General features: G+C 40.0%; 8 protein-coding genes. 2 read left to right on the forward strand and 6 right to left on the reverse strand.

The genetic code is table 11. The features are described 5' to 3' along the window. Positions 1-254 precede the first annotated feature (254 nt). The gene (locus tag AC1DPZ_RS12870; protein ID WP_477403906.1) at positions 255-1,121 is read left to right on the forward strand and encodes a helix-turn-helix domain-containing protein; all 867 of its coding nucleotides are present in this window, start codon (positions 255-257) and stop codon (positions 1,119-1,121) included. 354 nt (positions 1,122-1,475) lie between these two features. Here AC1DPZ_RS12870 and AC1DPZ_RS12875 read toward each other — a convergent pair whose 3' ends face one another. Further along, positions 1,476-2,897 carry a glycoside hydrolase family 5 protein gene (locus tag AC1DPZ_RS12875; protein WP_477403908.1) on the reverse strand — a complete coding sequence of 474 codons (1,422 nt, stop codon included), beginning with the start codon at positions 2,895-2,897 and terminating at the stop codon, positions 1,476-1,478. 144 nt (positions 2,898-3,041) lie between these two features. On the opposite strand from AC1DPZ_RS12875, the gene AC1DPZ_RS12880 reads away from it, so the two are divergent. Further along, entirely contained in the window at positions 3,042-3,824 is a 783-nt protein-coding gene (locus AC1DPZ_RS12880) for an NUDIX hydrolase (protein ID WP_477403910.1), read from the forward strand. A 525-nt stretch (positions 3,825-4,349) separates the two neighbouring features. On the opposite strand, the gene AC1DPZ_RS12885 is transcribed toward AC1DPZ_RS12880, so the two are convergent. The 5 genes from AC1DPZ_RS12885 to AC1DPZ_RS12905 all read right to left on the reverse strand — a co-directional run bounded on the left by AC1DPZ_RS12885 (position 4,350) and on the right by AC1DPZ_RS12905 (position 13,170). Then, positions 4,350-6,140, reverse strand: a complete 1,791-nt coding sequence (locus tag AC1DPZ_RS12885) for a hypothetical protein (protein WP_477403912.1) — start codon at positions 6,138-6,140, stop codon at positions 4,350-4,352. 32 nt (positions 6,141-6,172) lie between these two features. Beyond that, a complete protein-coding gene (locus AC1DPZ_RS12890) occupies positions 6,173-7,843 on the reverse strand; it encodes a RagB/SusD family nutrient uptake outer membrane protein (protein WP_188834281.1) in 1,671 nt (556 codons plus the stop codon). Positions 7,844-7,853: 10 nt separating this feature from the next. Continuing rightward, positions 7,854-11,144 (reverse strand): TonB-dependent receptor, encoded by a 3,291-nt coding sequence (locus tag AC1DPZ_RS12895; protein ID WP_477403914.1) that lies wholly within the window; start codon positions 11,142-11,144, stop codon positions 7,854-7,856. Between the two features lie 170 nt (positions 11,145-11,314). Then, complete coding sequence (locus AC1DPZ_RS12900) at positions 11,315-12,484, reverse strand: FecR family protein (RefSeq protein ID WP_188834283.1); 1,170 nt, start codon at positions 12,482-12,484, stop codon at positions 11,315-11,317. 89 nt (positions 12,485-12,573) lie between these two features. Then, positions 12,574-13,170: an RNA polymerase sigma factor gene (locus AC1DPZ_RS12905; protein WP_188834284.1), complete on the reverse strand. Its 597-nt coding sequence runs from the start codon at positions 13,168-13,170 to the stop codon at positions 12,574-12,576. Positions 13,171-13,902: the final 732 nt, after the last annotated feature.

Genomic DNA, 13,902 nt, shown 5'->3' on the forward strand with positions numbered 1-13,902 from the left:
TTACATCTCTTACTTAAAGAAGAACTATGGTTATCCATGAAAATCACCCTGTCCTATTTGTTAAGAATCCGAAAATCTCTTTTAATTTTTTCCGGGGTCGTCGGGACTTCGGGGAGGCAAGCACATCAATAGATATTCGTTACCATGATCGCGCCCCTGTTCATCCGGCACTCTCATATTATGATGGCATAATTATTTATATTTGAATAACGTATTCGAATAGCCACTTATAACACCTGCTTGTTCCGTTTTCAATGAAGAAAGTTTTTAAAGAGCTCGATCAGCCAATTGACGTCAGTTTTATTGTAAAACAAGAGATTGCGACACAATTTTCCGATCGGTTTCATTTTCATAATGGTTACGAATTTATTTATATTATACACGGACGGGGGAAATTTTATGGAGGCAATATGGTAATGAATTTCACCGAAGGGGATGTCTATTTTTTTGGTCCGATGTTTCCCCATTGTTTTGTAGTAGAACGATCCTCTGTGCTGAGACGTGAAGAAGCTCACGCGATTATTATTCAGTTTAAACACGACTTCTTAGGCAGAGATGTTTTTGAAAAACCTGAATTTCATAAGGTAAAAAAGTTATTGCAGGTTGTTCAGTCATCCGGGTTTAAGTTCACTTCACCGAACAAAGCTACAGAGGGATTATTTACTGAATTAACCAAACCCGGATTGAAACCGATTTTGCTTTTACTGGATCTGTTAGACCGTATAACATTGCTCCCAGATAATAGGGTAAAGATGTTGCCGCTCGGGCCTTATGGAACCATAGAAAGGCAACATGGTTTCTCAAAACTGAACGACGTTTACCGGTATGTATTAGAGAATTTCAAAGAGGAAGTAAGTTTCCAAAAAGCAGCCGCATTTGTATTCATGAACGAAGCTGCCTTTTGCCGCTATTTCAAAAGGCAAGCAGGAAAAACGTTCTCTCAATTTGTTAATCAAGTACGGGTTATTCATGCCACATCCCTTTTACACGATAACAACCAAAGGGTCGCTGAAATATGCTATGAATGTGGATTCAACAATCTATCCAATTTCAATCGACAATTCAAAATAATTACGGGCCAATCACCCCTTGTTTATCGAAAGCAATATAACAAATCATAATTATCAGGATAGATAATCAGCTCTTCGGCTATTTATAGGGATTTGATGAATAAATAAGGGATTTGCTTTAAAATACAAAAAAGCCTGCAATTATTTGATTTGCAGGCCTTTATTATGTTTTGTTATCGAATCAGCGGGGTGAACGGGAATCTATTAGAACACCTTGATGGGATTTTACACGTTGTAAAGGAAATAATTAACACTCAAAAAGTTGATGGATAAATATGACTGCCGGGAATTTTGAAAATTAGAGATATTTACAAAGAAAAATAATGAGTGTTCATTTCGCCCACCTGTCGAAGATACATGGCTAAGAGCTAATGAAAACTTCATTATAATGTTTAGCTATAAAACTCAATCAATTTGGTGCTTTGCAGGTATCAAAGTGTCCAAAACAGGTTGATGCCACTTGCCATTTGTCTCATCAAAGACCCGGAAAATTTCCCGAAATCCCCATATGTGATAGCTAAAGTCGTTTTTGTCTGCCAATTCCCTTACGAAACCGATATATCGGGCACGAGAGGTCATATCTGCATTTTCGTTCACTCCAAATTCTCCCAGATTGATCGGCCTAAAATGAATCTTGCCCCACTTTGCGCAATAGTTAAGGTCACTTTCTATCGGCTTTTTTTCTTCCGGTGTTCCATTCCACTTCATGCCGATGCTCGACTCTGCCCTTGCGTAAGCCAATCCCTGGTGCGTAAACAAATGTGGCAGATAGTAATGTATTTGCACAATCAGGTTCCAATCATCGGCTGGCAATTCAAGCAGCCCGATGGTCCAGGATTGGGCAAGGTTAGGGGTGCCAATGAGAATGGTTCTGCCGGGGTTCGTTTTTCTGATCAACTTAACTGATTTAGCTATCAACTCATTCCAAAGTTTAGCGCCCATCTCCAGGTTCGGCTCATTCAACAAATCAAAATATACTTCGGGAGGGTAATTTTTATAGTGTTTTGCAATTTGTGCCCAAAGCAAATAATACCGTTTAATATTATCATCAAAACTAATACTGCTGTCGCCTTCCGCCATATTTATATAGGGGTAATAATGAATGTCGATAGATACTGCCAAACGATTTTTCAGGCAAAGATTTACAATACTGTCAACCCTGTTAAAAAATGCGGGATCAATAGTGTAAGGGGCAGATTTTAAACTATGGACAGACCAGGTAATTGGGAGACGGACGCTGTTGAATCCTGCTTCGGCTATCATTTTAATATATTCAGGTTTGATAGGTTTATCGCCAGAATTATTGTCCAGAAGGCCGTTTAAATTAATCCCTCTGCCTAAGCGCTTATTTCTTGTAAATGCCAGTTTAGCTTCTTTCTCAGGAGATGCAGGCTGAGCTCGTGCTTTAAGGAGATTCGCATTGCGGCTTAATTTTAAATACAAAGCATCAACCCGCGTTGATCTGATTTCTATTTGAGTAGGCCGTTGAGTATAGCCGGGTGCACCAAAAAAACCAAAGAGTTCCATTTCGCCCTTATCAGAAAAACGTACTATTGCAGAGCAAGCCATCCCTCCCGGAATATCAATAAGATCAACTTTCATTGGGCGAACCGTGGAATCGACTTTGTATCGGCATGTAAAAGAAATAGCCGAAAATGCTTCTGTATAGATAGACATTGTTTGATCGCTCCGAAACTCAACGGTTATCGGGCTGCCATCCTTAAGCCCATACCATTTACCAACAAGGGAAATAGGTGCTGCTTGAACGGCGAAACCCCAACATATTAAAACGAAAATAAACGAGGATAAGAGTTTTACTTTTTTCATTCTTGAATTTAATTTAAGCAATTGATATCTAATTGAATACATAAACAGTTATAGCCGCTTTACCTTTGCGTAATTAATACGTAAAGGTAAAAATATTTTTATCAATCCGTACTTTTTACGTAAATCTTTTTTTTATTTTGCATTATGGATAAATTACCGGAAAGTTCCCGAGAGTTGCTGATCGATGGCGAAGCCATATACTACCCGGGCGTGGCCGTAGATAATGTGATCTTTGGATATCATGAAAAAGAGCTTAAGGTGCTTTTGCAACGCCCGCAGGGCATTAACAAATGGATGTTACCAGGTGGATATATAAAGAAAACGGAATCTGCAGAGTCGGCAGCAGCCAGGGTTGCTGAACAGCGTACCGGTCTAAAGGATATTTATCTGCAACAATTTAAAGTGTTCAGCAAACCTGGCAGAAACAAGGACGAGTATCTGACAGCTGAATTTTTAAGTAACATCTCCGGCTTAAATATTAAAGATGACCATTGGTTGTTGCAGCCATTTATCACCCTTGGCTTTTATACCCTAACTGATTTTACCAAAGTAGAAACAAATGGAAGTTTCTACACTGAAGAGTGTAAATGGTGGGACGTAACCAATCTCCCGGCATTGCTGCACGATCACAATGAGATAGTTAATGAAGCGCAAAAAGCGTTACGCATCCAGCTGGGTCATCTCCCAATCGACTATCAATTACTGCCTGGAAAATTTACACTCCCGGAAATACGAATGTTATATGAAACAATTTTAGGGCGAGAGTTGGATGATCGCAACTTCAGTAAAAAACTCATGGCAACGGGTATCATTACCAAACTTAACGAAACAAAAAAAATCAGCGGGCACAGGCCGCCCTTTCTATATAAATTCGATAAAGAGAAATACAAAGAAGGTTTGAAAAGCGGGGCGGCGTTAGTTTTTTAGGATTAAAAAGTTGAGTAGTTAAAGTACTACTCAACTTTTTCCAGCGGAGAGGGAGGGATTTGTTTTAACCCTAATTTTCTGCGCTAATTTGATATCTTGAATTGTTTTCAATTTCGTACTCACCGAATTACTCACCACATTTTATTTATAAGTATATAGCTGCAAATGCTATATGCAAATATACGAAAAAAGGGAAAAACAATTCTTTTTAATTATGAAAATGTCTGTTCGAATTGAATGGATTACTCAAAGCCCCCTATAGTCGGAGGCAACCAATGATAGATTGACTCCCGTCCTTAAATCAGTAAATCGTCTTTTAAAAACCATTAAAGTCACTAACACCGGAGGAATGCAATAACAGATATTAAACCCATTCCATATTCTTTGAATTGAAATAAATTTCTCGAGAAGTTTATTTGGCAGAGTTTTATAAAGGAGTTCAGTAATTCACTAAATATCAACTGTGTAACGTGTATCAGTGTCCCTATATTAAAGCTGATACGATAAGCATAAACATAACGATCGTCATAAAACCTTTCTTAAACTGTCAACCAGCTCTCCAATACTTCCGTTTTGCTGATTTCTAAAAGCCAAATCGGTATAAAGAGTAGCGCAATATTTACTGGATGATTTTAGAGCCTTCCATTCCGACCATAAATGGTCGTAACGGTTAATGGCCTGCTTAATTATCCCTATATTGAAACTGCCGCTCCGTTTTGCGATGCCGTTTTCTATCATCAATATCCACATCTGCTCGATCAGTTCATATTTTATCCGGCCATAAGTACAGGACACTTCAACAGCTTCCTGATCAGCTGCATTGTTTACATGGATTTGTTTCGATAACGCTTCAATCTGCCTCCATATGGCTGAAGCCTCTGCTTTTTCAGCCAACATTTCTCTCTCTCTCTTTTTATTAATGATTTCATCGACTATATTTTTGTTTTCTGCCGCTGAAAAATATTGATCACGACTCCACCAAACGGCATTAGACGTATAACTGTTCAATTGTCCTTTCCGCACCCCTTCTATGGTCAATAGATTTAACTGTCTGAACAGATCGGCTTCATAACCAGTTAACCCAAGCCTTTTAGCGAACTCATAAAAGATGGCTTCTTCGGACTTTTCGGGATGCTGCGCCCATTGCGAAAGCACGTATGTATTCAAATCTGCCCATAACTCATTAGTGATATACGGACCGTCCCATCCGCCTCCATTTGACCATGTCATTACTCCTTTTAATAGTCCTTTACCCAAAATATCTTTTATTCCCCGCGGTTTGTCTGGATCGTTAAGCTTTCCATTGAATTCGTGTCGCCCAAAAACGATTTCATATTTCGTCTCCGGCCAGCCGTCTATTACGCCTTTGGCCGTATAATACGGATGCGCACCTTTCCCATAAGCTTCCATCCTTGATTGCGCCTCCACTATTTGTGCATGGTTGCCGATGGCGAGTGTAGGATTAAATGGTGTCATGCGGTGAAAATCGTCCTGCTGATATTTAATGACAAAAATTAAATTAGGATGCGGTTTTATTAGATCGGTAACTGCCAGATAATAATCGGGGTTATTATGGAAATTATATCCAAAATCCCAAGTACGATAAAACAGCTTCTTATTGCGCTTTACACAAATCTCATCCCGTAAAATGTTTATCAAGGTCACCTGGTCTTCTATACCACTCTTGCCATCACGTATAGGCCCGCCTCCCATATGGTAAGGGGCATCCTGTAAATATGTTTCGCCAAAGCGAAGTGTCAAACCGTCCAGTTGAGGAAACCGTTCAAAAATGCCGGCGATCTGTGCACGGAGCATATCCTGGGTTCTTTTGCTTTGCATATCGGGCTTTCTCGACCGTTCGTCCATGCCGCCAGTCCCGGCTACCTTACCTTGTCCCGTTATTTCGCTGCCATATCTTGTCCACAAAGATTTTGGAAAAACAATGAAGTCRGTAAATGGATAAACACACATACCGGCCTTTTTACAGGCATTCAACTTTTTATCGATTTCCGCAGCTTTCGCCATTATCCATTCCCGCTCTTTACTATTTTCAGGAACAATGCCTTTTTCGTAATTATCATAAGTAATGGCGCAATTGACAAACCAATGGGTTACCATTCCATTAAAACCCTGCGATTTCATGTAAACCGGATCATTATACTTTGTTACATAAGGTACTTCCCCGGGGTTATTATGCACCATGTCCAGAATGTATGGAAGTGGCTGAACAGCTGACTGCGCAAATGCCTGTCCAATCATTATGGACAGGCATGCAATTAGTGTCAGATACTTAATTTTTATCTTAAAATTATCCATTTAAAATAAGCTTTGTTTTATTTAGTATTACACTAATAGCCAGGATTTTGAATTAATTTGGCGTCTTTGTTTCTTTCTATTTCACTTTGAGGTATCGGCCAAAGATTGTTGGTTGGTTTGATATTGGCAGCAACCGGATTGTGCGCTACATTTACGGTCCTATCGTAAACCAGATTAAGCCGGGCCAGAGTAAGCCGTCGCTTTTCTTCAACACCTAATTCGCGCATCCGCTCATCTAATATGTAATTAATATTGACCGCAGAAGATAATACGGGTGAGGCATTTGCCCTCGCTCTGACAACATTTATATCTTTTGCAGCGTTTTCCAACGATCCGGCACCGAGGTATGCTTCGGCACGTATTAAATAGGTCTCGGCCAGACGAAACATATATTGATTACAATATGTACCGCCTGCTGCAGAACTCAGTAAAAACGTGGACTTATTGATGAATAATCCATCCGGGTGTTTTCCCGGAGTTGTGCATTTGGACTGATAGGCGTAAAATGCCCTGCTTGGGACGGTAACTCCCGCTGGCGGATTTTCTGTCGAAACGTTCTGGCCAAAATACGCGGGTTTAGCCGGGTCGTTGTAGGTGAAAGTCCGGACAAAGTTATAATTTGAGTTTCTCATGTCATTACTAAAATCACTGGTCCAGATGGAATTGGTAAAATATCTTGTAGAAATGGCCCAGCCGATGCCCCTTCCACCGGTATAATCGGATACCGGCCATAAAAACGGTTTTGCGCCACCGCTTAATGTAAGATCCCTGATTAAAGGTGCGTGCTGTCTTTCCAAACGGTAGCTACCGTTAATAGACGTAGCGGATGAAGAGCCTCCCGGCACATCGTTTTCAAATTGAATTACCCAGATAGCCTCTTTATTACCCGAACTACGATTTTGGTTCTTCGGCCTGAATAAATCCCAATAAACATCTCCCGGGTCTGCGCTTTGCGACCCAAATCTTGTTTTCATTAAAGCCATATTTCCATCATCGATTACAAGACTGGCCGTTGTAACCGCATTATTAAACTGCCCTGCGGCTAAATAAACTTCAGCTAACAAATGCTGAGCTGCCGTTTTGGATATTTGGCCATCTTGCACTGCCGAAATTGCCGGCAGGTTGGCAGCGGCAAACATCAGGTCGTCAATCACTTGTTTATAAACATCAGCCTGACTCGCCCTTACGAAATCCGTCTTAGGCGAAGTCACTTCCTTCAACACTAACGGAACCCCACCGTATAAATAGGCCAGTGTCCGATAGGCAAAACCTCGAAAAAACCTGGCATTCGCCTGAACAATATTAGCATCCGCACCAGTTACTGATGAGGATGGCAACCTGTTTAAAATGGTGTTCGCTTCTGAAATGATTTTATAGAGGTTAGTCCAATGGATTGTTAAATAACCATTACTCGGATTGGTTGAAACCGCGTAATCACTAAACCGCTGAGGGCCGCTTGGCTGGCCGTCGTATACCAGGTCCAATCCGTAGATGTAATCAAATGGACTTTGTTCATCGTAAGTATAAAACTCGGTACGAACTAAATTATATAAGTTATAAACAGAAGCGTTAAAGTCCTTTAAAGTGCTAAATGAATTGACCGTACTTGCAAAATCGAGTGGTTTTTCATCGAGGAATGTCTTCTTACATGATATTGTACTCAGTAACACAGTACACATCAAAATTTTATATAGATTTTTCATGTTTTAATAATTAAAAGGTAACATTTAATCCTGCGGAATACGCTTTAATAACCGGGGATGCTCCATAAGCAAAGCCCTGGATGGTTTCAGGGTCCCATCCTTTCCACTTCGTCCAAGTTGCAAGGTTCTTACCGCTCAGAAAAACACGCAGATTTTTTATTCCCACTTTGTTGATCAGTGCGCTACTGAAATTATAGCTGAGTGAAACCTCTTGGAGCCTTACGAAGCTTCTATTCTGATAGATGCCTGGATCGATAGCAGGCACACTGCCCGTGATGCGGTAAGTTGCATTTGGATTTGAAGGTGTCCAGTAATTGACTTCTTTAAACCAGTTATTTCTTATGGCATTATCTCCCTGCTGAATACCACCATCGCTCCATGGATTATTGTAGCCCAAATAGCCATTTTTTCCACCCTGTACAGAGTTGATAAATACAAATAACGAAAACTGTTGATAAGAAAACGTATTGCCTATACTAAACCTGTAAGCGGGTTCGGTATGCCCTAAAATTACCCGGTCATCTGATGTTATTTTACCATCGCCATTGACATCCACCAGCTTATTGCCGCCTGTGTAATAACCGCCCGGGGGCGTTTCTCCAATTTGCCATAAACCATCGGTTTTATAGTTGTAGATAGCACCCAAAGGTTGTCCGATAAACAGGTTGCTGGATACAAGGTCACCGGAGCCCAGTAATTTTTTGATCTTGTTTTTATTGGTTGCATAATTTAGTACAGTGCTCCATTGAAAATCCTTTACTTTAACGTTTATTGTATTTAATGTAAATTCAGCACCGGAATTATTTATTTCCCCAACATTGGTATTGATAGACGAGAATCCTGTAATTGTAGGGATGTTAACACTAAAAAGCAAATTATTGGTATTGGTATTGTAGTAATCCACAGCCCCACTTATCCGTCCATTGAATAACGAAAAATCTACACCAATGTTAATACCGGTTGTCGTTTCCCATGATAGGTTGTTGTTGGCTAATGTAGCTACCTGTTGGCCAAATAAGGTACTGCCGGCATCGCCGAAAACATAAGCAGCGCCCTGAGATACAGTAGCCAAAGAAGCATAACGGTTGGTTAAATTGCCATTGGAGCCATAACCCACCCGTAACTTTAAATTATCAAGCCAGTTGATTTTAAGAAAGGACTCATTACTGGCTACCCATGCAGCTGCCACTGATGGGAAAACACCAAATTTCTTATTACTGGCAAAGCCGGAAAATCCATCCCTCCTGATCGTAGATGTTAACAGGTATTTGCTTTTATAGCCATAACTCAGCCTGGCAGTTTGATAATTATAAGTCTCGCTATAAGCATTGGATGATATTTGCTGGATAAGTCCTTGTTGTAAACTATTATAACCCAACGATATATTGTTGTATCCCGCGCCTGAAGCAGATGTGGTTTCATACTTACGCTCTCTTGCGCCATAAACCATGGTTAAGTCAATTGAATGATCAGTACCAAAAGTTCGTTTATAATTTAGAATGTTGTCCAAAGTATAATCGTAAGTGGCATCATTAACTTTTGAAACCGCCCCTGTAAAATTAGCGGAGTATTGGTTAGCCATGTAATGTTGATTCCAATAATATCCGTTACCATAGTTCAAACGATAGGTAAGTCCTTTAACCTGAGGAATATTGAAAATCCCGTAAAAATTACCTGACAGTGTATTTCTGTGGTTATAATCACTTCCATAGGTACTTAAAAAGGGATTATTAATGGATGCATTGGGTGTCAAATTGATGGCTCCGGCAGGGCTGTATGGAGTGTTCAAAGGACTGTAAAGCATGATGCTTCGTAAATCTGGTGGGTTACCGGAATAATCAGCTAGTGAAGTAAATGCCTGCGCTCCGACAGTAAGCCAATCGAAAACTTTCGTTTCCAGATTGATTCTTACCGATTTCCTGTTGAACTGATCATTAATAACAAAGCCTTTTTGTTTGGTATAGCCGCCGGAAATGAAAAAATTGGTTTTTTCGGTAGCGTTACTCACACTTAGCTGCTGGTCATACAACAGGCCCGGATTAGTGGCTGCTTTGTACCAATTGTAATCGGTTCCATTGTCATAACCCGATACCTGCGTAGCATCTAATTTTGACCGGAGATCGAAGGCCGGATTTGGTGTAAGGTAATCAGGCGCTAAATAAGCTTGTCGCCAATTGATATCTTTTACTTTTTGTATAAACTCATTCCTGTCTAAAGGATGTAACTGGCTAGCTGGGTTCTGTGTAGCATAGGAAGATGAAAAGTTAATAACCGGCTTGCTGCCTGCTTTCCCTTTTTTTGTGCTGATCAACAATACGCCGTTTGCTGCTGATGCACCGTAAATGGCTTTACTGCTTGCATCCTTTAAGATATCGATGGAAGCGATGTCATTTGGATTAATGCTTGATATATCGCCACTATAAACAATTCCGTCCAGAACAATCAAAACATTTTGGGATCCGGAAATTGTAGATTGTCCTCTGATTTGAATCGTAGGCGACTGGCCCGCAGATGATACCTGTCCGATATTTAAACCGGGCACCGTTCCTTGCAACAACTGTACTAAATTAGTATTGGGCGATTGTCTGAATGACTCCAAATCGGCACGTRCAACTGAGCCGGTAATGTCCGATTTCTTTTGAGCGCCATAGCCAATCACGATAACCTGATCGAGGGATTTAAGGGAAGGCGTAAGTTTGACAGTCAAGTTTAGTTCTCCGTTTAACGCAATTTCCTGCGACTCATACCCGATAAAGGATACAACAATGGTAGCATGTTCCGGAACCGTGAACGTAAATAAACCCTCTGAATCGGTGACGACCCCAGTATTCGATCCCTTGACTTTAATTGTGACGCCTGGCAAGGTTTTTCCGTTTTCATCGAGGACTTTACCTTTTATTGTTACAGGCGGAATACCGATGTCTTTTGTAGCATCAGTTCCTTCCTTTCTTTTTAAAACCACAGTCTTATTGACAATAGAATAGGTGAGCGGCTGGTCCTTTAAAATCGCGTTTAGGGCTTGTTCAATATTTACATCCTGTAATTCAACAGATACCCTTATATTTTTGACAAACTTGTATTTGTAAAAAAAACTGTAACCGGTTTGCTTATGCAGCTTGGTAAACACTTCAGCTATTTGGATGTTCTTTTCTGAGAGCGTAACCATTTGCGCGTATCCTTTGGCGGATACTTGCACACAGGCAATAATTAAAAGGAGTGTAGTGAGTTTCATCACCAGAATGATTTTAGATGGAAAAATCCACCCAATGGCAGCTAATTTGCCACATAGTTTAAATTTCATACTTTTGTTAAGCTTGGGTTAGTAATGGATTCGTTTTTTGACTGGCCCGACGTAATTAGCCGAAAGTGTTGGAAGCACTTTCGGCTCTTTTTAGGCATGTGGTTATTGTATAGCTATTTCTTCATATCATTGAGCTTTTGGTTTAACAATTGTTTGATTAAAAAGGTCATTTAAGGCAGCACTATTAATTTTTTGTCTTTTATTTTAAAGTGGACATCTCCCAATTCCAATATTTTTAATGCTTCAGATAATTTGGAGCTTCGCGGTATCTGCCCTTCAAAAAAATCATCACTTATTGCGCCCTCATAACTTACATCAACATCATACCATCTGGAAAACTGCCGCATCAATGATTGCAGGTCAGCATGTTCAAAGCGGAAATAACCATTCTTCCAGGCAACAGCAATTTCAGTATCTACTTGTTGTATATTAATAGCCGCTTTACCGGGTTGAATAGTTGATTGTTGCCCGGGTTTAAGAAACTTGGCGCCGGACTGGTTAAGTTGAGATATCTTTACCGATCCTTCGAGTAAGGTTGTTGTTACAACCGATTCATCTACATAGGCGTTAATGTTGAAATGTGTACCAAGTACTTCTACTATTTGGTTGTTGCTGATTACACGGAACGGTAAATGTTTATTTTTTTTAACTTCGAAATAAGCCTCTCCCGTTATTTTTACTTGCCGCTCATTTTCCCCAAAAGCAAGCGGAAAACTAATGGACGAGCAGGCATTAAGCCAAACATCCGATCCGTCTGGCAGTGTAATTTGATATTGTCCCGCCCTTGGCGTAGTTACCGTATTATATAACATTTTGCCATTGTTTAGGCCAGCTCCTAAAGCTGTATTGTTATAGGCTAACCGCCCATCTTTTGTCTTCTTGACAATAGCGCTTTTTTCTCTGGCCAATATTCCGCTTTGCGCTTGATCAAGGTCGAGTTTTTCGCCGTTTGATAAAGTAAGTATTGCTTTATTACGCCCGGGACTGGCATCGGTTTTTATAAAAGCAATCTTGTGAGCGCTGTATTTTATTGACGGCCTTAAAAATAAATATGCACCGACAGATAAGCAAAGAAGGACAATTGCTGCGGCAGCAACGCGATAAGAAAAAAACGTCGTTTGTGCAGCTGCCCCGTCAGAATTGCTTTTCATTTTCATAACAGACCGAAGCATTCGTTCCTTTAATGCCTCGGGGCTATCACCCAGGAGATCGGGCATACCGGTGTCATCAAAGGATTTATACCAATCATTGAATTCCTTACGTTCGTCTTCTGTAATGCTATCATCCTGCCATTTCCTGGCAAGTTCCCATATGCGTTCCTGGTTTTCCTTTGCAGCCATTAAAGATGTCGTTTTATATATAGACAAAGCAAAGGCACAAATCCCTATGCAGCAAAAAAAAATTGCTGCCTACATGCAGGTATTGAATATTACTGTTGCGAGAACAAAAGAAAAATTGAGATAAGGAATAATGAGATATGAAAAAATGTCCCCTTGAGCTTTTTACGGGCCCTTGATAAATGAGCTTCTACTGTTTTTTCGGAAATTGTCAGTTCCTCGGCAATTTGTCGTTGTGAATATCCCTGAACGTACTTTAAGTTGAAAATTTCCCTGCATTTGTCAGGTAAACTGCTTAAAGATACTTGTATGTGTTGTTGAAGGTCAAGTAAGTCCAGCTGGTGAGTTGTACTTTCATCAATTTCTGATGCCCTTTCAGCAATCTCCTGAGAATAAGTCACTCGCCGGGCCTTTTTTGATAACCGGTTAATTACGCCAAACTTTACTGCTGATAAAAAATAATTATCAAATCCCTTTATCAATTCGAACGACCTTCGATTCCGCCAAAGGCTGTAAAATATATCTTGAACGACTTCTTCTGCTTCGCAGGAGTCATTTAATCTGTTTCGTGCCACTATATAAAGCTTACTCCAATAGCGTTCATAAATTTCAACGAATGCAGCCTCATCATCTGACGTTAAAAGATCAGCAAGTTGATGATCATCAAAAGCTCCGTAAATGGACGCCATGGCTTATAAAGTTTTAAACATAAAGTGAATAAAAGAGGTCGCCTTTTATTTCCGGTTTGGCAATAATTACTACGATCTTAATTGCGTTCAATACATCACAAGTGTACTGAAACGAATCATTAAAATCGCCAAAATGAAATTTACTGGTTTCGTTTACAATTGACTCGACGAAAATAGTTATTTATAATTGTTTGCAAAATATATGTTTTGGTTTAACTATAACTGACATCCTCTTTGAGCTTCGTGGATTTCTGTAGTTCTCTGATAAGGTCTGCTCCCGTCGCCAACAAACACATTCGGCGTGTATACTCCACAAGATTCACCTAAAATAGAATTTGAATTTGACACCGTTTTTTCATTCCGGATCCGGGCACTTCCGTAACTTACAGACCTGCCTTGTATATAGAAAAGCCAAACGTAGTTTTAGTGCCTAAATATCATTACGCCGTTTAAAAACCAGTCAGCCGTGTCGAGTCTTAGTTTCAAAGTAATTGTCGCGTTCAGTTTGCGTGATTTAGTTAAAATTATATCGGGGAACCAACTGTACCCGCTGTGTTTCTCATGTAAATTTACATCGGCAAAGTTAAATAAGAAGAGATTTGCGGAGCGATGAAATTGATATATAGCTATTAAAAATTAAATATCAGAAAAGGTTATGCAGTCCGAAAGCTGCAAGTTGATCTACGATTGGCAAAGTATTCAACCCTTTGTCGGTCAGTCGGTATTCAACTC

It is taken from the genome of Mucilaginibacter sp. P4_G9 (genome assembly GCF_056400985.1).